General features: G+C 73.1%; 20 protein-coding genes. 11 read left to right on the top strand and 9 right to left on the bottom strand.

Annotated features, from left to right (window positions below):
- Positions 1-190: 190 nt before the first annotated feature.
- Both F6X51_RS14230 and F6X51_RS14225 read right to left on the bottom strand, forming a co-directional pair.
- Positions 191-1,525 carry an MFS transporter gene (locus F6X51_RS14230; protein ID WP_150964335.1) on the bottom strand — a complete coding sequence of 445 codons (1,335 nt, stop codon included), beginning with the start codon at positions 1,523-1,525 and terminating at the stop codon, positions 191-193.
- 38 nt (positions 1,526-1,563) lie between these two features.
- Positions 1,564-2,028, bottom strand: a complete 465-nt coding sequence (locus F6X51_RS14225; protein WP_150964334.1) for a MarR family winged helix-turn-helix transcriptional regulator — start codon at positions 2,026-2,028, stop codon at positions 1,564-1,566.
- A 348-nt stretch (positions 2,029-2,376) separates the two neighbouring features.
- Between F6X51_RS14225 and F6X51_RS14220 the strand changes: the two genes are divergently transcribed.
- Positions 2,377-2,745, top strand: a complete 369-nt coding sequence (locus tag F6X51_RS14220; protein WP_150964333.1) for a DUF1476 domain-containing protein — start codon at positions 2,377-2,379, stop codon at positions 2,743-2,745.
- 185 nt (positions 2,746-2,930) lie between these two features.
- Here F6X51_RS14220 and F6X51_RS28905 read toward each other — a convergent pair whose 3' ends face one another.
- Positions 2,931-3,065, bottom strand: a complete 135-nt coding sequence (locus F6X51_RS28905) for a hypothetical protein (protein WP_281407645.1) — start codon at positions 3,063-3,065, stop codon at positions 2,931-2,933.
- A 191-nt stretch (positions 3,066-3,256) separates the two neighbouring features.
- Here F6X51_RS28905 and F6X51_RS14215 point away from each other — a divergent pair, with 191 nt between their 5' ends.
- Positions 3,257-4,183 (top strand): histone deacetylase family protein, encoded by a 927-nt coding sequence (locus F6X51_RS14215; RefSeq protein WP_150964332.1) that lies wholly within the window; start codon positions 3,257-3,259, stop codon positions 4,181-4,183.
- Between the two features lie 214 nt (positions 4,184-4,397).
- Here the strand turns inward: F6X51_RS14215 and F6X51_RS14210 are convergent, their stop codons facing one another.
- A complete protein-coding gene (locus tag F6X51_RS14210) occupies positions 4,398-5,009 on the bottom strand; it encodes an FMN-dependent NADH-azoreductase (RefSeq protein WP_150964331.1) in 612 nt (203 codons plus the stop codon).
- Positions 5,010-5,085: 76 nt separating this feature from the next.
- Here F6X51_RS14210 and F6X51_RS14205 point away from each other — a divergent pair, with 76 nt between their 5' ends.
- The 3 genes from F6X51_RS14205 (at position 5,086) to F6X51_RS14195 (ending at position 8,416) form a co-directional block, all read left to right on the top strand.
- The gene (locus tag F6X51_RS14205; protein WP_246696805.1) at positions 5,086-5,610 is read left to right on the top strand and encodes a winged helix-turn-helix transcriptional regulator; all 525 of its coding nucleotides are present in this window, start codon (positions 5,086-5,088) and stop codon (positions 5,608-5,610) included.
- 120 nt (positions 5,611-5,730) lie between these two features.
- Positions 5,731-6,672 carry a hypothetical protein gene (locus tag F6X51_RS14200; RefSeq protein ID WP_246696804.1) on the top strand — a complete coding sequence of 314 codons (942 nt, stop codon included), beginning with the start codon at positions 5,731-5,733 and terminating at the stop codon, positions 6,670-6,672.
- 118 nt (positions 6,673-6,790) lie between these two features.
- Entirely contained in the window at positions 6,791-8,416 is a 1,626-nt protein-coding gene (locus tag F6X51_RS14195; protein ID WP_150964330.1) for an alpha-D-glucose phosphate-specific phosphoglucomutase, read from the top strand.
- 114 nt (positions 8,417-8,530) lie between these two features.
- Here F6X51_RS14195 and F6X51_RS14190 read toward each other — a convergent pair whose 3' ends face one another.
- Positions 8,531-9,586, bottom strand: a complete 1,056-nt coding sequence (locus F6X51_RS14190; protein ID WP_150964329.1) for a glutamine synthetase beta-grasp domain-containing protein — start codon at positions 9,584-9,586, stop codon at positions 8,531-8,533.
- A gap of 372 nt (positions 9,587-9,958) precedes the next feature.
- Positions 9,959-10,888, bottom strand: a complete 930-nt coding sequence (locus F6X51_RS14185) for a glutaminase (RefSeq protein ID WP_150964439.1) — start codon at positions 10,886-10,888, stop codon at positions 9,959-9,961.
- Positions 10,889-11,235: 347 nt separating this feature from the next.
- On the opposite strand from F6X51_RS14185, the gene F6X51_RS14180 reads away from it, so the two are divergent.
- Together F6X51_RS14180 and F6X51_RS14175 are read left to right on the top strand one after the other, a co-directional pair.
- On the top strand, positions 11,236-11,766 hold the full coding sequence (locus tag F6X51_RS14180) for a hypothetical protein (RefSeq protein ID WP_150964328.1): 531 nt from the start codon (positions 11,236-11,238) through the stop codon (positions 11,764-11,766).
- A gap of 145 nt (positions 11,767-11,911) precedes the next feature.
- Positions 11,912-12,646, top strand: a complete 735-nt coding sequence (locus F6X51_RS14175; protein ID WP_150964327.1) for a DUF4336 domain-containing protein — start codon at positions 11,912-11,914, stop codon at positions 12,644-12,646.
- 36 nt (positions 12,647-12,682) lie between these two features.
- Here F6X51_RS14175 and F6X51_RS14170 read toward each other — a convergent pair whose 3' ends face one another.
- From F6X51_RS14170 to F6X51_RS14160, 3 genes are all read right to left on the bottom strand, one after another.
- Complete coding sequence (locus F6X51_RS14170) at positions 12,683-12,925, bottom strand: hypothetical protein (protein ID WP_150964326.1); 243 nt, start codon at positions 12,923-12,925, stop codon at positions 12,683-12,685.
- 140 nt (positions 12,926-13,065) lie between these two features.
- Positions 13,066-13,338: an usg protein gene (locus tag F6X51_RS14165; RefSeq protein WP_150964438.1), complete on the bottom strand. Its 273-nt coding sequence runs from the start codon at positions 13,336-13,338 to the stop codon at positions 13,066-13,068.
- Between the two features lie 174 nt (positions 13,339-13,512).
- The gene (locus F6X51_RS14160; RefSeq protein WP_150964325.1) at positions 13,513-13,956 is read right to left on the bottom strand and encodes an RNA polymerase sigma factor region1.1 domain-containing protein; all 444 of its coding nucleotides are present in this window, start codon (positions 13,954-13,956) and stop codon (positions 13,513-13,515) included.
- A 256-nt stretch (positions 13,957-14,212) separates the two neighbouring features.
- Here F6X51_RS14160 and F6X51_RS14155 point away from each other — a divergent pair, with 256 nt between their 5' ends.
- The 4 genes from F6X51_RS14155 (at position 14,213) to F6X51_RS14140 (ending at position 17,643) form a co-directional block, all read left to right on the top strand.
- Positions 14,213-15,049 (top strand): trypsin-like serine protease, encoded by an 837-nt coding sequence (locus F6X51_RS14155; protein ID WP_246696803.1) that lies wholly within the window; start codon positions 14,213-14,215, stop codon positions 15,047-15,049.
- 228 nt (positions 15,050-15,277) lie between these two features.
- Entirely contained in the window at positions 15,278-16,108 is an 831-nt protein-coding gene (gene minD, locus F6X51_RS14150; protein WP_150964323.1) for a septum site-determining protein MinD, read from the top strand.
- Complete coding sequence (gene minE, locus F6X51_RS14145; protein ID WP_150964322.1) at positions 16,105-16,371, top strand: cell division topological specificity factor MinE; 267 nt, start codon at positions 16,105-16,107, stop codon at positions 16,369-16,371. Before minD ends, minE begins: the two co-directional genes overlap by 4 nt.
- 231 nt (positions 16,372-16,602) lie before the next feature.
- Complete coding sequence (locus F6X51_RS14140; RefSeq protein WP_150964321.1) at positions 16,603-17,643, top strand: alpha/beta fold hydrolase; 1,041 nt, start codon at positions 16,603-16,605, stop codon at positions 17,641-17,643.
- Positions 17,644-17,666: the final 23 nt, after the last annotated feature.

Genomic DNA, 17,666 nt, shown 5'->3' with positions numbered 1-17,666 from the left:
GGCCGGGGCCCCGCCGAGACGCAGGGGCCGCTCAGCGCCCGCGGGCGGCAGCCCGGTCACCGGCGCCGCCGCCGTCCGCGGGGTCCGGCGGGACCGCCGCGGACGGCCGCCACGGCCTCACCCGGGGCCATGCCGGCGCCTTCGGCGGACGGCCCGGACCCCCGTGGCGATCCATCCGGCCGCGCGGCCCTCACGCCCCGCGCAGCTGCGCCCCCGCCGGCAGCGCCGCCTCGGCCCGGGGCTTCGCGCCGATGAACAGGGCCATCATCGCGGCGATGAGGCAGAGGATGCCGGCCGCCACGAAGGCGCCGAAATAGTCGCCCGTGCCGGTGCGGATGGTGCCGGCGAGCCACGCCGCCACGGCCGCGCCGATCTGGTGGCTCGCCGCGATCCAGCCGAACATCAGGGCGGCGTTCTCCTCGCCGAAGACGCGCCCGGCGAGGTTCACCGTGGGGGGCACGGTGGCGATCCAGTCGAGGCCGTAGAACACCGCGAACAGGGACAGGCCGTAGAAGCTGAGGTCGAACGAGTAGGGCAGGAAGATCAGGGACAGGCCGCGCAGGCCGTAATACCACGCGAGCAGCCGCCGGCTGTCGAAGCGGTCGGTGAGCCAGCCGGACGCCGTGGTGCCGACGAGGTCGCACAGGCCCATCAGGGCGAGCAGCCCCGCCGCCGTCACCTCCGGGATGCCGTGGTCGATGCAGGCCGGGATCAGGTGGGTGCCCACGAGGCCGTTGGTCGAGGCGCCGCAGATGAAGAAGGTGCCCGACAGGAGCCAGAAATCCCGCGAGCGCAGGCCGGCGGCGAGCCCCATCAGGGCGCGCCGGGCCGGGTTGATGCCGCCGACCGGCGCGGGCTGCAGCGCGGTCTCGCCGAAGCGCGGCAGGCCGAGATCGGCCGGGCGGTCGCGCAGCAGCAGCAGGACCAGGGGCACCAGGGCGAGGGCGGTCGCCGCCACCGCGAGGGAGACCGCGCGCCAGCCGTGATCGACCACCACGTGGGCGAGCAGCGGCAGGAACACGAGCTGCCCGGTGGCGCTGCTCGCCGTCAGGATGCCGAGGACGAGGCCGCGATGGCGCCCGAACCAGCGCCCCGCGACGGTGGCGCCGAGGACGTTGGCCACCATGCCGGTGCCGGAGCCGACGACGAGGCCCCAGAGCAGGATCATCTGCCAGGGCGTCCGCATCCAGGCGGTGGCGGCGGTGCCGACCGCCAGGATGACGAGCGCGGTGCAGACCGAGCGGCGCAGGCCGAAGCGCTCGATGAGGGCCACCGCGAAGGGGCCGATCATGCCGTACAGGAAGATGTTGAGGGCGATGGCGAGGCTGATCGTGGCCGCCGACCAGCCGAACTCGCGCTCCCAGGGCACGATTAGGATGCTCGGCGTCGCCCGGATGCCGGCGCCCACGAGGAGCACCACGAAGGTCACGCCGGCGACCACCCAGGCGTAGTGCAGCCGGCCCGGGGCCGGGGCGGGCGGGAGCGCGACCGCCGGATCGGGACGGCCTTGGGACGATGGCGACATGCGGGTCCGCTCCTCTGGGGCTTGCGGCGTCGAGAACGTCAGGACTGGTCCGGGGCGGCGGAGGCTTGGGCCTGGGCCGCGAGGGCGGCGGCCTCCGCGGCGATCGCGGCGGCCTGGTCCGCCAGGGTGGCGGCCCGCCCCTCGGCGAGCCGCGCCTGGATCGCCCGCCAATGGGGCAGGGCGGCCGCGATGGCGGCCTCCCCGGCCTCCGTCAGCGCCGCGACCCGCTCGCGCTGGTCGCGCCGGCCGACGCTGAGCCGGACGAGGCCGCGGCGCTCGAGCGGATCGAGGTTGCGGCCCATGGTGGAGCGGTCGAGGTCGGTCTCGGCGGCGAGCCGCGTCACCGCCACCGGGCCGGTGCGGGCGAGCGTGCGCAGCAGCCCGAACTGCGTGACGCGCAGGCCCGCCGGCCGCAGGGCCTCGTCATAGGCCGCCGTGACGCTGCGCGAGGCGCGGCGGAGCGCGGTGCAGAGGCAGGGCAGGTCGGGCGCGTCTTGGGGCATGAGCCTGGAGAATGAGCTCGGGACAGGATGTCGGGAACGGCACGAAGGGGCGGCGAGGGCGGACGCGCCCCGCGGAGAGATGTGGGTATATACCCTTTTCTCGGCGGGGCAAGGGTTTTGCGCCGGCGGGGCAACGGATCTGCGCAGGCGGGGCAGGGGATCTGCGCGGGCGGGCCTCGGGCCCGGGCCGCGGCGGTCCGGCGCCGCCGTGTCAGCGAGCGTACGCCCGCGCGGGGGCCGAGTCCGTGCGGGCAAACGGCATGGTCGCGGACCGGAGATCAGCGTACGATCCCTGCCCAGACAGTCATCGCTAAGAGATGACCGGGGCACCAGGGATGGAGCACGCCGATGGGTAGGCTATTCGAGGAGCGCGAGCGAGCGGCTGAACTCATGTTTGCTCGCGACGAGGAGGCTCGTTTCATTGCACGGTGCCGGCGCATGCGAGGATTGGCGTCCTTCGTGGCGGATAAGCTTGGCGTTGACGGGCAGACGGCCGAGGCGTACGCGGTCGAGCTGATCGGCGCCCTGGTCCAGGGCATGAAGGACGACGCGCTGCTGCTGCGGGTCCAGGCGGACCTCGCCGCCAACGGCGTCAGCGAGAGCCTGCCGACCCTGCGGGCGGCCCTCGACCGGGCCACCGCCCAGGCGCTGCTCGACGGCGGCGCCATCGCCAGCCGGGAGGTGCGGCCGGCCGGGTCCGGCTTCGGCGCCCGCTGAGGCGCGCGACGGTTGCCCTGCGCGGGGCTCTCCCCGCGCAGGATGCGGTGTTGCCCTGCGCGGGGAGAGCCCCGCGCAGGATGCGGTGTTGCCCTGGGCGGGGCGCGGCGGCGGACGGGGTCGCGTTCCACCCGGCCGATTCCGCCCTGATGCGGGCGAGCCCCGCCGCCGCGGCCGCGAGCGCCTCACGGGCCGCCCTCGATCACCATGATCAGCGCGTCGAGGTCGATCCGGCCCCCGATGGTGGCGTCGCCGGACCGGCTGGCATCGCCGCGCGGGGGCGGCTCGTTCGCCTCGGCCCGGCGCTGCAACCCGGCCACGACGGCGCCTCGGTTGGTCGTCCGCAGGTCCTAGCGGCTGTCCCGGGCCGGAGATCGTGCCGCGCCGGCCGGGCGGGGCCGGGTCGCGATCCCGCCGGCGGCGCGTTGGTCCCATCCGGGCCGCCGGCCGTATGGCGCCGCCGCGCCGGTTCTGGTATTCGGTATGCCAACAAGGGAGGCTCGGGCGCCGCATGACGATCCTGTTCCATCACCCCGCCGCGCGCGCGCACCTGACCCCGAAGGGGCATCCCGAGCGGCCCGAGCGGATGCAGGCCGTCGAGACCGCGCTCGCCGCGGAGGGCTTCGCGGGCCTCGACCGGCGCGCGCCCGAGCCCGCCGCGCTCGCCTCCGTGATCCTCGCCCACCCGGAGGAATGGGTGCGGGCGATCCTCGACGCGGTGCCGCGGGAGGGTCTCGTCGGGATCGATTCCGACACGGTGCTGTCCCCGGGCACGGCCGATTGCGTGCTGCGGGGCGTCGGCGCCGCGGTGCAGGGGGTCGACGCGGTGATGCGCGGCGAGGCCCGCAACGCCTTCTCGGCGATGCGCCCGCCCGGCCACCACGCCGAGCGCACCCGCGCCATGGGGTTCTGCATCTTCAACAACGCCGCGGTGGCGGCGCGCCACGCGCGGCAGGTCCACGGGGCCGAGCGCGTCGCCATCGTCGACTGGGACGTGCACCACGGCAACGGCAGCCAGGACATCTTCTGGGACGATCCCTCGGTGCTGTTCTGCTCGACCCACCAGATGCCGCTCTACCCGGGCAGCGGCGCCGTCTCGGAGGCGGGGGAGCACGGCACCATCGTCAACGCGCCCCTGCGGCCGGGGGCGGACGGCGCGGCCTTCCGCGAGGCCTTCGAGGCCCGCGTGCTGCCGCGGCTGGAGGATTTCGCCCCGGATCTCATCATCATCTCGGCGGGGTTCGACGCGCATTGGCGCGACCCGCTGGCGAACCTGATGCTCGAGGCGGAGGATTTCGCCTGGGCGACCCGGGTGGTGATGGAGGCCGCGGGCCGGCACTGCGACGGCCGGATCGTGTCGCTGCTGGAGGGCGGCTACGACCTCAAGGGCCTCGGCGACTCGGTCTCGGCGCACGTGGCGGCCCTGATGGAGGCCTGAGCGGGGAGACCCGGGCGCCCGGAGGAAGGCCGGTCGGCGAGGCAGGCGAGCGAAGCTCCCCCTCCCGCATCGACGACCGGTCCCCGGCGGGCCGCGGCGCGGTTCGGAGAAACCGGCGGCCCGTGGCGGGGGTTATCGCGCCGCGCGCGCTCCGGGTCCGTGCGCTGGATCACATCCGGGACTTGCGGGAGGTGGCGCCGCCCGTCGCGCGCCGTCAGGCCGCCTTGAGGGCGCCCGCGGCCTCCAGCGCCCCGGCGAGCGCCCGCTCGCGCTGCTCCGGGCCCACCGCGATCCCCTCGGCGACGATGATCTCCGGGTTCGCGATGCCCATGAAGGCGAGCACGGCGCGCAGGTAGGTCTCCGCGTGCTCGGCGGCGGCGTAGGGCGTGCCGGGGCCGTAGAAGCCGCCGCGGGCGATCGCCAGGATGACGCGCTTGCCGCCGACGAGGCCCTCGGCCCCGCCTTCCCCGTACCGGAAGGTCCTGCCCGCCACGAGGATGCGGTCGATCCAGGCCTTGAGCTGGCTCGAGATGGTGAAGTTGTAGAGCGGCGCCCCGATCACCACGATGTCGGCGGCGAGGAACTCCTCGAGCACCGCGTCGCCGAGGGCGACGTCCGCGAGGACGTCCGGGGTGTTGCCGGCGTTCGGCTGCCGTGCCGCCAGCGTCGCGCCCGAGAGGTGCGGCAGCGGCGTCGCCGCGAGGTCGCGATGGGTGACCGCGAGGCCGGGGCTCTCCGAGCGGAGCCTGTCCACGATCGCCGCCGACACGGTGCGGCTGACCGAGTGGGCCCCCAGGATGCTGCCGTCGACATGAAGGAGCTGCATGTTTGATCCTCGGTATCAGAATTGTACCGAGGTGCTAGAGATGACCATGTCCGGCAGCGCGCAAGGAGGCACAATCTTGGAACCGGGGCACAGCGAGGGAACCGGACGGCGTGACGATCATGCCTCGCCGGAGGCGGAGGCGGGCCCGCGGGAGACGAGCCATGCCCCGCGGGAGACGAGCCATGCCCCGCGGGCGAGCCATGCGCCGCAGGCGAGCCATGCGCAGCAGGATTGCCGCCTCGTCGGCACCGTGCTGGCGCGGGTCGGCGACAAGTGGAGCGTCCTCGTGGTGATGCTGCTGCGGGACGGGCCGCGGCGCTTCAACGAGCTGAAGCGCAGCATCGGCGGCATCTCGCAGCGGATGCTGACCTTCACCCTGCGGGGCCTCGAGCGCGACGGCCTCGTGACGCGCACGATGTACCCGACGATTCCGCCGCGGGTCGATTACGCCCTGACGGATCTCGGCCGCTCCCTGCAGATCCCCGTCCTGGCGCTCGGCACCTGGGCCTTCGCGCATCTCGACGAGATCGAGGCGGCGCGCCGCCGCTTCGACGCGGACGGGCGGGCGGCGGCGGCCGCGCCGGACCCGGCCCGGCCCTGATCTGTGCACAACCGGGACGCGGTGCCCGAAGTGTCCCGGTTCGTACATTCGCCCCCGCTTCCGCCGCGAGCGGAAACAGGCCAAGCTGAGGCCAAGAGCGCGGGGCAGAGGGACAGAGGCGTGGCTGGCGAACCGTTTTGGCGCCCGATCCCGATCGGCGCTCCGGCCCTCGGCCTCGCCCTCGCGCTGAGCGCGGCCCCGGCGCGCGCCGACCTGCAGATCCTCGCCGCCAAGATCGTCGCCGGGGAATTGTGGGTGCTGGGCTCGGTGAACGAGCCGGAGGCCGAGGTCACCCTCGACGGGCGCTTCCCGCAGAAGACCGACAGCCGGGGCAACTTCGATTTCCGCGTCGTCTACCATCCGGCGAGCTGCATCGTGACCCTCCGCTCCCCCCGCCAGGAGCGCCAGGCCGTCGTCGGCGAGTGCGGGCAGCAGGGCCCCGCGGGGCCCGCCGGCCCCCCGGGGCCCGCCGGTCCCCCGGGACCCGCGGGCGCTCCGGGGGCGGTGGGCCAGGCCGAGACGAGCGCTGCCGCCAACCCGGTGCCGGGGCCGCCCGGGCCTCCGGGGCCGCCCGGACCCGCGGGGCCGAAGGGCGAGCCCGGGGAGCCGGGCCGCGACGGCGCGCCCGGTCCGCAGGGCGCCGCGGGCGAGCGGGGTGTCGCGGGCGAGCAAGGCGCCGCGGGCGAGCAAGGCGCCGCGGGCGAGCGGGGGCCTTCCGGCGCGGCGGGCCCCGCGGGCGGCGTGGGGCTTGTCGGCGAGGCGGGCCCGGCCGGCCCGCCGGGGGCCGACGGGGCCATGGGGCCTGCGGGCCCAGCCGGACCGCCCGGTCCGAAGGGCGAGCCCGGCCCCGGGGGGAGACCCGGGCCCGCGGGGGGACCCGGGCCCGCCGGGGCTGCGGGCCCCGCCGGTCCGCCCGGCGCCCCCGGCAAGGTCGGGCCCCGCGGTCCGGCGGGTCCCGCCGGCCCGCCCGGTCCCCGCGGCTCCGCCGGCGCGCGCGCCGCCCCGCGCCAGCTCGACCCGCTGCCGCTGCAGACGGCCCCCGGGGCGGCTCAGCCCTATTGAGGCCGCGGCGGGCGCGGTCTCGCTTCCGGTCCAACTTGCGTTCCTCGGCGCGCCCGAGCCCTGACAGACCCGGTCCCCCGCCCTATGACTGATGGGGCCTGAGGAGAGCGTGAGCGCAATGACCGTGACGACCGTGCCGACGACGCCGTTTCCCGACCAGAAGCCCGGGACGTCGGGCCTGCGCAAGAAGGTGCCGGTCTTCCAGGAGCCGCGCTACGTCGAGAACTTCATCCAGGCGATCTTCGACACCCTGCCGGAGCGCCAGGGCGCCACCCTGGTGATCGGCGGGGACGGGCGCTTCCTCAACCGCGAGGTGGTGCAGACGACCCTGCGGATCGCCGCCGCCAACGGCTTCGGGCGCGCCCTGGTGGGGCAGGGCGGGCTGCTCTCGACGCCCGCCGCCTCCTGCGTCATCCGCAAGCACGGGGCGATCGGCGGGATCGTGCTCTCGGCGAGCCACAACCCGGGCGGGCCGGACGGGGATTTCGGCATCAAGTTCAACACCGCCAACGGCGGGCCGGCGCCCGAATCCGTCACGGCGGCGATCCATGCCCGCACCCGGGTGATCGACGCCTACCGGATCGTGGAGGCCCCCGACCTCGACCTCGACCGGATCGGGACGACGCAGCTCGGGCCCCTGGCGGTCACCGTGATCGACCCCGTGGCCGATTACGCCGCCCTGATGCGCGAGCTCGTCGATTTCGACGCGATCCGGCGGCTCTTCGCCTCGGGCTTCCGCATGCGCTTCGACGCCATGAGCGCGGTGACGGGCCCTTACGCCACGGCGATCCTCGAGGGCGCCCTCGGGGCGGCGCAAGGCACCGTCGTCAACGCGGTGCCCAAGCCCGATTTCGGCGGCCACCACCCCGACCCGAACCCCGTCCACGCCCACGACCTGATGGCGGAGATGCTCGGGCCCGACGCGCCGGATTTCGGCGCGGCCTCGGACGGGGACGGCGACCGCAACATGATCGTGGCGCCGGGCCTGTTCGTGACCCCGAGCGACAGCCTCGCGATCCTCACCGCGCAGGCCCGGGCCGCCCCCGGCTACGCGGGCGGGCTCGCCGGGGTGGCGCGCTCGATGCCGACGAGCCGGGCCGTCGACCGGGTCGCGGCCCGACTCGGGATCCGCGCCTACGAGACGCCGACGGGCTGGAAGTTCTTCGGCAACCTGCTGGATGCCGGCCTGATCACCCTCTGCGGCGAGGAGAGCGCCGGCACCGGCTCGAACCACGTGCGCGAGAAGGACGGGCTCTGGGCGGTGCTGCTCTGGCTCAACATCCTGGCGGCGACGGGGGAGCCCGCGCGGGCGCTGGTGCGGGCCCACTGGGCCGATTACGGGCGCGACTACTACGCCCGCCACGATTACGAGGAGGTCGAGACGGCGGCCGCCGGCGCGGTGATGGAGGGATTGCGGGCGCGCCTGCCCGAGCTTCCGGGCCGGCGCGTCGCCGGCCTCACGGTGGCGGCGGCGGACGAGTTCCGCTACGTCGACCCCGTCGACGGCTCGGTCACCGAGCAGCAGGGCCTGCGCATCCTGTTCGCCGAGGATGCCCGGGCGGTGTTCCGCCTCTCCGGCACCGGCACGGCGGGGGCGACGCTGCGGGTCTATCTCGAGCGCTACGCCGCCCAGGAGACCGACGCCCCGATCGAGGCGATGCTCGCCCCCGTGGTCGAGGCCGCCCGCGCCCTCTCGGACATCGCCCGGCTGACGGGCCGGGCCGAGCCCAGCGTCGTCACCTGAGGCCGGACCGCCGACGGGGTCGCGCAAGAATTCGCGCAAGAATTCGCGCAAGCATTCGCGCATGAAAAAACCGCCGGCGCCCTCGCGCCGGCGGCCGTGACGGGTCGGCGGGCCTCAGGCGACCGCGCGCTGGCCGGCATCCGACGCGCCCTGGGCGGTCGGCACGGAGGCGATCGTCTTCAGGATCTGGGAGGCGATCTGGTAGGGGTCCCCTTGCGAGTTCGGACGGCGGTCCTCCAGGTAGCCCTTGTAGCCGTTGTTGACGAAGCTGTGGGGCACGCGGATCGAGGCGCCGCGGTCGGCGACGCCGTAGCTGAACTCGTGGATCGAGGCGGTCTCGTGCTTGCCGGTCAGCCGCATGTGGTTGTCCGGGCCGTAGACCGCGATGTGGTCCTCGCGGTTCTGCCTGAAGGCGTCCATCAGGGCCTCGAAATAGGCCTTGCCGCCGGTCTCACGCAGGAAGGTCGTGGAGAAGTTGGCGTGCATGCCCGAGCCGTTCCAGTCGGTGTCGCCGAGCGGCTTGCAATGGTACTCGACGTCGATGCCGTACTTCTCGGTCAGGCGCTGGAGCAGGTAGCGGGCGACCCACATCTCGTCGGCGGCGCGCTTGGAGCCCTTGCCGAAGATCTGGAATTCCCACTGGCCCTTGGCCACCTCGGCGTTGATGCCCTCGTGGTTGATGCCCGCCGAGAGGCAGAGGTCGAGGTGCTCCTCGACGATCTGCCGGGCGACGCTGCCGACATTCGCGTAGCCGACGCCGGTGTAGTACGGGCCCTGCGGCGCCGGGAAGCCGGTCTCGGGGAAGCCGAGGGGACGGCCGTTCTTGTAGAAGAAGTACTCCTGCTCGAAGCCGAACCAGGCGCCGGCATCGTCCAGGATGGTGGCGCGCTTGTTCGACGGGTGCGGGGTCTTGCCGTCCGGCATCATGACCTCGCACAGCACCAGAACGCCGTTGGTGCGGGTGCTGTCGGGGAAGACGCGGACGGGCTTGAGGACGCAATCCGAGTTGCTGCCCTCGGCCTGCTTGGTCGAGCTGCCGTCGAAGCCCCAGAGGGGAAGCTGCTCCAGCGTCGGGAAGCCGTCGTATTCCTTGATCTGCGTCTTGCCGCGAAGGTTCGGGACCGGCGTGTACCCGTCGAGCCATAAGTACTCGAGCTTGTATTTTGTCATTCCGCGTCTCTCGTCCGTTGAGGCTGCGAAAACGGCGGAATCCCGGAGGACCCCTGACCATCGGCGACCTGCGCCGGCTGAAGCACGCGGTATGCCAAACGGTCGGCGCGAGGCCGGATCCGGGGCATCGCGAGCCGGAACCCGGGCCGCCCCGGGCGGGTTCCCGTCCTTGCCCCCGCTGCCGCCGAGGGCGCCGGGCCCCTCGGGTTGATCGCACGTTCGTGACCAGGACTGCCCGTTCGCCGGGCGGGATCCGGCCGCGAACGGGCGCCGACACGCCCCCGCTCTGTTCATCGGGCGGGCATCTGCACAAATCCTATACACAAATGCCCAAGATCGCGGCCGGGATCGCGTCGATTCCGGTGCTGCGCGTCAGACCCCGAAGATCGACCAGCCGAGCCGCTTCGTCAGCGCCTCGAGGGCGATCCGCCCGAGATGGGAATTGCCCGCCGCGTCGAGGCCCGGCGACCACACGGCGATCGAGGCCTTGCCCGGCGCGATCGCCAGGATGCCGCCGCCGACCCCGCTCTTGCCCGGCAACCCGACCCGGTAGGCGAATTCCCCCGAGCCGTCGTAATGGCCGCAGGTCAGCATCACGGCGTTGATGCGCCGCGCCCGCTCCGGCGAGACCACCGAGTAGCCGGTCGCGGGGTTGCGGCCGGAATGGGCCAGGAAGCGCCCCGCGGTGGCGAGCTGCCGGCAGGACATCGCGATGGCGCAGTGGTGGAAGTAGACGCCGAGCGTGTAGTCTACCGGGTTGTCGAGCACGCCGAAGGACCGCATGAAGTTCGCCAGCGCGACGTTGCGGAAGCCCGTGCGCTTCTCGGAGGCCGCCACCGCCTCGTCGATGGTGATGGTCGGGTCCTGCGCGAGCGCCTGCAGGAAGCGCAGGATCTCGCCGAGCGCCTCGCGGGGCTGGTGGCCGGAGAGGATCACGTCGGTGACCGCGATGGCGCCCGCGTTGATGAAGGGGTTGCGCGGCACGCCCCGCTCCAGCTCCAATTGCACGATCGAGTTGAACGGGTTGCCCGAGGGCTCGCGCCCGACCCGGCGCCACAGCCGGTCGCCGATCATCCCGAGGGCCAGCGTCAGGGTGAAGACCTTCGAGATGCTCTGGATCGAGAAGGGCACGTCGGCATCGCCCCCCACCGCGACGGTGCCGGCGGCGTCGATCACCGCGAGGCCGAAGGCCCGGGGATCGGCCCGCGCCAGCTCGGGGATGTAGCGCGCGACCTCGCCCCGGTCGGGACGCGCGCGCATCTCGTCGGCGATCGCGCGCACGACGCCCGCGAGATCGGGCACGGGCTCGCTCATCGGCGGGTTCCGGCCGGGCGGGGCGTCGGGGCGGGGATCGGGAATCGCGTCGGCATCGGCGGCACTCTGGGCGGGGTCCGTCTTGAGACGGAACGGGGTCTCGGACGCAAGGGGTGCGCCTCGCCGCCCGCCGGGGCCGCCCTTGTCGCGATGCAGCAATCCGCCGCGAGGTGCGCTGCGGCTCAACCTGCACAGTGTCTGTGCAGGGTAAAATATCGGGCAGAAGCTCAGTGGCTGGGCAGGCGCGAATACTGTGCAGCGCCTTGATATGGCGAAAAAAGATTGTAGGTTTCATTGGTACGATAGATGGTCAAGACTTTCGAAAGGGATGAGCGATGATCGCCGCATCCGAGATCAAGAGCCGATTCCGCCGCCGCCTGCACGCTGCCGACCTGCGCAAGGACACGCTTCGGCAGAAGCTGATCGAGGAAGGTACCCGCGTGCTCGAGCCCGTGATCGGCGTCCTGGCGGTGATGGCGGAGGTGCTCGACGAGGAGGGCAACGCGCACGGGCGCATCGAAGGCCTGTCCATCGAGGTGGACGACGAGGATCTGGTCTGCCTCCACCCGGCGCTGCATCGCGACGCCGGCCCCGAGCACAAGCTGACGATCAAGTACGGGCCCGTGCTCGGCGGCAGCAACTTCCTCTCGGTCTCCGGCCTCGGCAGCAAGTATGCCGAGACGCTGTTCCCGGCGCCCACCAACGCGATCTCGAGCCTCGGCCGCTCGGTCGGCAACGACCTGCTGCTCGAGGAGGGCCGCGCGGGCGAACTCGCCGACATCCTGCGCGACCTCGTGGAGGAGTTCTACGCGGGCGAGGCCGAGCCGGCGCCGGTCCACCACCTGCGGCTGGTCCAGTCGGCCTGAACCGGGCGCGCGGCGCCGAGCGGGGACGCGAGAACGGGCGGGATGCGGCGGGACGGGAAACCCGGGGCCGCCCTGCCGGTTCTCCCGTCATGCCCCGCCACGCGCCGCCTGAGTTCCGCCCCGACCCCGCCGCCCGGGGCCGGGCGTGAGCGACCCGACCTATCCCCCGCTCGACACGCCGAAGCCCGTCGCCCCGGACCTCTGGATCGTGGATAGCGGTCCGCTCCGGGCCCTCGGCCTGCCGCTCCCGGTGCGGATGACCGTGATCCGCCTGCAGGGCGGCGGGATCTGGCTCCATTCGCCGACCCGCTACGACCCGCGCCTGCACCGGGACATCGAGGCCCTCGGGCCGATCCGACACCTCGTGGCCCCGAACGTCGCGCATTGGACCTTCGTGGCGGACTGGCAGCGGCACTGCCCCGGCGCCCAGACCTGGGCGGCGCCGAACCTGCGGGAGCGCGGCCCGGTGCGCCGCTCGAACCTGCAGATCGACCGCGATCTCGGCGAGGCGGCTCCGGCCGAGTGGTCCCGGGATCTTCGGCAGGTCGTGGTGCCGGGCGGTCTCGGCTTCCGGGAGGTCGCCTTCTTCCACGAGGCCAGCCGGACCCTGATCCTGACCGACCTCGTCCTCAATCTCGAACCCGCGAAACTGCCCTGGCCGGTCCGCCCGCTCGCCCATCTCGTCGGCATCACGGCGCCCGATGGGCGCGCGCCGCTCTATCTCCGGCTCGTGGTGAGGCGCCGCCAGCGCGAGGCCGCCCGCGCCGCCGCCGCCCTCGTCGGGCTCCGCCCCGAGCGCGTCGTGTTCAGCCACGGGGCCTGGTTCGACCGCGACGGCACGGCCCGCCTCAGGCGCTCGCTGCGCTGGCTCCTCGATTGAGCCGCCGCGCCCCGGCCCGACCGGCCCGGGATCCGCTCAGGACTTGACCCGCCTGGGGATCGGCCGGCCGCGGCAGGCCGCGCGGTACTGCTGACGGGACAGGCCGGTCATGTGTCGGTTGTCGGCCGCCAGGGTGCAGGCCTTCTTGCGATCGGCCTTGCTCAGCCCGCCATAGCCGCTGCTCGGGACGTCGGTGGGAGACGGGGAGATGTAGGTCTGAGCCTGGGCCGGGATCGCGAGGCAAGACGACACGAGGATTGCTGACAAGAGCCGCTTCATTCCAGCCTCCAAGACCTGAACGACTTCAGCAACATCCATGCCAAGCTGGGCCGTATCTGTCCTCGGACTGCCCCGGGGCGGATCTCATCGCTCGCCCGCGCCGCCGATGCTCGCTGCAGGTGGGATCGGCACAAGGGGAATCAGTGCAGGTGGAACTCCGCGCCGACGGCCCGCCATTCCGCGGGCCGGATGAGCCGGCTATGGGCCACCGTCACCGAGTGCAGCGGGCCGTCGAGGCTCGCCTGCCAGAAGGCCAGGAAGCGCTTCAGCTCGGGGAAGTCGGGGAACAGGTCGTGGTGCTGCCAGACGAAGCTCTGCAGCAGGTGCGGATGGTCGGGCAGGCGATACAGGATCTCGGCCGTCGTGAGACCGTAGCCTTCGAGTTGGCGGCGGAAGGCCGGCGACACGGTCATGCTCACGAACCTCGCTCGCGCGTGTTGGACACCCTCGGCAGGTTGACGCCAGGACGCCGATCAGGCAAGAGGCCGCGCAAGAAATTCTTATTCAGGCCAAGCGCTTAGCACTCATCTTGCGGGTTTGCTGCCAAGCTTGCCCGGGTGTCGGGCTCCCGCCCCGGGGCGCCTTGCTCAGCGGCCGAGGATAAGGATCGCGGCGACCAGGATGACGAAGGTGGCGGCGCCCGAGAGCGCCACGATCCGGCTCGCGTCGGCGCGCTCGGCGGCGGCGGCGGCGTCGGCCGCAGGGGGCGCCGGGGCCGCGGGGGCCTGCGCGGCGGTCGCCGGGATGTCGACGCGCGGCGCCGCGCCGGGGGGCGGAGCCGGTGCCGGGGCGAGCGCGACCGGCTCCGGCAGCGGCCGCAGCTCCGTCGGCCGGGCCAGCATCGTCAGGGTTTCCTCGAACTCGACGGGAACGCCCGCCTCCTCGATCTCCAGCACCACCAGGGCGATGTCCTCGGCGCTCATCCGGTCGACCGGGAGCCCGGTGAGCAGATCCTCGGGGGCGAGCCGCCCCTTCCGCTTCCCGAGCTCGATCAAGCGCTGGAGCGTGTCCGTGTCGATGCCGGCTGCCATCGTTCCTCCTCTGGCCGCGCGGGCCGGGCCTCCTCCGGGGCTCGGACGAGGCCCGCCCTGATCGATCAGGTGTTCTCGACCTCGGCCTCGGCAAGGGCTTGGTCGCCGCGCGGACCGCGATGGGCCGATCCTCCGAGACGCGGATCCGGTGGCGGGCCGCGCGATGCGGCTTCGCGCCGACTTTGCCCCCGGGCGCGGCCGGGGCAGAGTGTCGGCCGGGCCATCCGGCCCCCACCCTGACGAACCGGAGCGAACCGTGACGGGGCCACTCACGCAGCGGCGCGCATCGGGCGGGCGCCTCGCCCTCACGCTCCTGGCCGCCGGGCTCGGTCTCGGTATCGGTCTCGGCCCCGCCGCCGCCATCGAGGGCGGCACCGCCGCCCGGGCCGGCGATCCGCTGGCGCAGGCGACGGTCGGCATCGGCACCCTGACCCAGCCCGAGGAGAGCCTGCGCCTCACCCGCTGCTCGGGCGTGCTGATCGCCCCCGATCTCGTCCTGACCGCGGCCCATTGCGTCAACGGCGACCCCCTCGGCGCCCTCGTGGTGTTCTATCGCGGCAGCGGGCCGGTGAAGCCGGTCTACGTCGCCCGCGTCCTGGCGCGCTACAGCCCGGATCCCGGCGAGCTGCCCTCCGGGACGGAGGGCGTCCGCCTCGCGGACCTGTCGCTGGATCTCGCGGTGCTGCGCCTGTCCACGCCGGTCCGGGACCGGCGCCCCGTGCCGCTCTCGTCCGATCCGCGCCGCGTGCCCTCCGCGCTGCGCGTCGCGGGGGCGGGGCTGTCGGGGCGCTCCGTCGGGCAGTTGCGCACCGCGAGCCTCAGTCCGGTCGCGGCGTCGAGCACGGGCCTGACCATCGCGCGGGTGAATGGCGGCCGCCTGTGCCTCGGCGATTCCGGCGGCCCCGTCGTGGCGCAGGACCGGCGTGGCCTGTTCGTCTGGGGCGTCGCCAGCGCGGTCATCACCGCGCAGGCGCCCTGCGGCGGCTACGTGGTGATCGCGCCCGCCGCGCAGGTCTTCTCCGCGCGGGGGGCCGGTTCAACGCACCGGTTCGCCACAGCATCGTCAGCGGGTTCTCCTGCACGAGGACAATGAAGGGATGTCTTCGGGCCGGGTCAGGGCCAAGCGTTCGTATTAGTACCTCCGCGGCCGGTCCAATAAATCGCTGATCAGTGCGCGCCTTTAACACACGGTTAACTATATTTTGCTTGAAATACGCTTCCTTACTGCGAGTACCCACGGTGGGGCGGGGCGCCGCTTCGCTGCGTGAACTCGGCGAAATCTCTCGGCAGCACCGGGGGCACATCGACAAGGGAAGCAACGATGTCCAAGGTTCTCGTCGTCACATCGGGCAAGGGGGGCGTCGGCAAGACGACCACCACGGCGGCGCTGGGCGCCGCCATCGCGCAGAGCGGATCGAGCGTCTGCGTCGTCGACTTCGACGTCGGCCTGCGCAACCTCGACCTCGTCATGGGGGCCGAGCGCCGCGTCGTCTACGACCTCATCAACGTGGTCTGCGGCGATGCCAAGCTCTCGCAGGCGGTGATCCGCGACAAGCGGCTGCCGAACCTGCATCTCCTCCCGGCCTCGCAGACCCGGGACAAGGACGCGCTGACCGACGCGGGCGTCGCCCGGGTGATGGACGAGCTGCGCCAGAAGTTCGACTGGGTGATCTGCGACTCGCCCGCCGGCATCGAGCGCGGCGCGACGCTCGCCATGCGCCACGCGGACGTGGCCGTGGTGGTGACGAACCCCGAGGTCTCCTCGGTGCGCGATTCCGATCGGATCATCGGGCTCCTCGATTCCAAGACCATCAAGGCCGAGAAGGGCGAGACCCTCGACAAGCACCTCATCCTCACCCGCTACGATGCGGCGCGCGCGGCGCGGGGCGACATGCTCAAGGTCGAGGACGTGCTCGAGATCCTGTCGCTGCCGCTGCTCGCGATCATCCCGGACAGCCAGGAGGTGCTGCGCGCCTCGAATGTCGGCTGCCCGGTGACCCTGAACAACCCGCTCTCGGCGCCGGCCCGGGCCTACGCGGACGCGGTGCGCCGCCTCCAGGGCGAGACGGTGCCGATGAGCGTGCTGAGCGACCGCCGGTCCTTCCTCGAGCGCTCCTTCCTCGACAAGTTCTTCGCCAGGAGGGCCGCATGAATCTCCTCAGCTTCCTCAAGGTCCGCCAGACCGCCCCCCTGGCCCGGGAGCGCCTGCAGCTGATCATCGCGCACGAGCGCGCGGAGGTCGGGCGCTCGCAGCTCGTCGACATCCTGCGCGAGGAGATCCTGGCCGTCATCGCCAAGCACATCGCGATCGACCGCGACAAGGTGCAGGTCCGGGTCGAGCAGGGGCAGGAGGTCTCGACCCTCGATCTCGACATCGAGCTTCCGGTCAATTTCAACGCGAAGAAGGCCGCCTGAGGGGCGCAGGCCCCCGGCCGGAGCCCGCCGCCGCGGGAGGATCCGGGAAAGGCCGCGCCGACCCGGTCTTCGCCCCAGTTCGGGCCCAAAGCTCTGGCTCAGTCGCGTCACGGAGGCTCATGCCCGCCGCCGCATCGCGTGTGGACGGCGCAGTCGCCGCCGTCCGGTTCAACTCGCCCCGGCCTCCGATCCGGTCCCTCCAGGCAGAGCCGCAGCGCGGAGACGTCGCCCGTGTTTCCACTTCTCAACCGGCGGCTCTCGCGGCGCGCCGCCCGGCAGGTGTCCTCGGGGGTCACCAAGCTCCTGAAGTCGGCCGCCAAGCTCAGCGAGACCGCGGCGCGCAAGGGCGGCGCGGTGGTGCGCCAGGCCCGGGCGGGCCAGCGCGCCCTCGAGGCGGAGCAGGTGAGCCGGCCCTCGGGGCAGTTCGTCGACGTCGACGGCCTGCAGGTCCACTACATCGCGCGGGGCCGCGGGCGCCCGGTCGTGCTGATCCACGGCAACGGCACGATGGCGGAGGATTTCGTCATCAGCGGCCTCGTCGACCAGCTGGCCAAGCGCTACCGGGTCATCGCCATCGACCGTCCGGGCTTCGGGCACACGGAGCGCCCGCGCCACCGGATCTGGACCGCCGCCGCCCAGGCCCGCCTCGTCCACCGGACCCTCGAATGCCTCAACGTCGAGCGGCCGGTGATCGTGGGGCATTCCTGGGGCACCATCGTGTCCCTCTCCCTCGCGGTCCAGGCCCAGCGGGAGCTGCGCGGCCTCGTGCTCCTGTCGGGCTACTACTACCGCAGCCAGCGCGCCGACGTGACGATGATCGCGCCGCTCGCGGTTCCGGGCGTCGGCGACGCGGCCCGCTCCCTGATGCCCGCCGCCCTCGGGCACCTGCTCGCCCCGCAGGTGTTCCGGCAGGTGTTCAAGCCGCAGCCGGTCCCGGCCCGCTTCAAGGCCCGGTTCCCGGTCGGGATCTCGATCCACCCGACCCAGGCCCGGGCCAGCGCCGAGGACACCGCGAGCATGAACGCGGCCGCCTCCCAGCTTCAGCCGCACTACGCCAAGCTCCGGCTGCCCACCGCCATCCTGACCGGCGAAGCCGACGCGATCGTCGACGCGACGGCCCAGTCCGCCCGGCTGCACGCGGAGGTGGCCGGCAGCACGCTGGCGGTGCTGCCCGGCCTCGGCCACATGATCCACTACGTGGCCAAGCCGCAGATCGTCCGGGCGGTCGACGGCCTCATGGCCCTGACCAGCAAGGGCCTGCGCTGGGACTGAGCGTCCGGACCGGATCGCGGCTG

Source organism: Methylobacterium planeticum, assembly GCF_008806345.1.
GTDB lineage: Bacteria > Pseudomonadota > Alphaproteobacteria > Rhizobiales > Beijerinckiaceae > Methylobacterium > Methylobacterium planeticum.
Note: the sequence above shows the minus strand (reverse complement) of the source record. Positions and strands in the feature narration are given on the sequence as shown.

Excerpts from the sequence above, each read along its gene's own strand:
- F6X51_RS14230 (WP_150964335.1), bottom strand. The coding sequence starts at position 1,525 with ATGTCGCCATCGTCCCAAGGCCGTCCCGATCCGGCGGTCGCGCTCCCG.
- F6X51_RS14225 (WP_150964334.1), bottom strand. The coding sequence starts at position 2,028 with ATGCCCCAAGACGCGCCCGACCTGCCCTGCCTCTGCACCGCGCTCCGC.
- F6X51_RS14220 (WP_150964333.1), top strand. The coding sequence starts at position 2,377 with ATGGGTAGGCTATTCGAGGAGCGCGAGCGAGCGGCTGAACTCATGTTT.
- F6X51_RS14215 (WP_150964332.1), top strand. The coding sequence starts at position 3,257 with ATGACGATCCTGTTCCATCACCCCGCCGCGCGCGCGCACCTGACCCCG.
- F6X51_RS14210 (WP_150964331.1), bottom strand. The coding sequence starts at position 5,009 with ATGCAGCTCCTTCATGTCGACGGCAGCATCCTGGGGGCCCACTCGGTC.
- F6X51_RS14195 (WP_150964330.1), top strand. The coding sequence starts at position 6,791 with ATGACCGTGACGACCGTGCCGACGACGCCGTTTCCCGACCAGAAGCCC.
- F6X51_RS14190 (WP_150964329.1), bottom strand. The coding sequence starts at position 9,586 with ATGACAAAATACAAGCTCGAGTACTTATGGCTCGACGGGTACACGCCG.
- F6X51_RS14180 (WP_150964328.1), top strand. The coding sequence starts at position 11,236 with ATGATCGCCGCATCCGAGATCAAGAGCCGATTCCGCCGCCGCCTGCAC.
- F6X51_RS14170 (WP_150964326.1), bottom strand. The coding sequence starts at position 12,925 with ATGAAGCGGCTCTTGTCAGCAATCCTCGTGTCGTCTTGCCTCGCGATC.
- F6X51_RS14165 (WP_150964438.1), bottom strand. The coding sequence starts at position 13,338 with ATGACCGTGTCGCCGGCCTTCCGCCGCCAACTCGAAGGCTACGGTCTC.
- F6X51_RS14160 (WP_150964325.1), bottom strand. The coding sequence starts at position 13,956 with ATGGCAGCCGGCATCGACACGGACACGCTCCAGCGCTTGATCGAGCTC.
- minD (WP_150964323.1), top strand. The coding sequence starts at position 15,278 with ATGTCCAAGGTTCTCGTCGTCACATCGGGCAAGGGGGGCGTCGGCAAG.
- minE (WP_150964322.1), top strand. The coding sequence starts at position 16,105 with ATGAATCTCCTCAGCTTCCTCAAGGTCCGCCAGACCGCCCCCCTGGCC.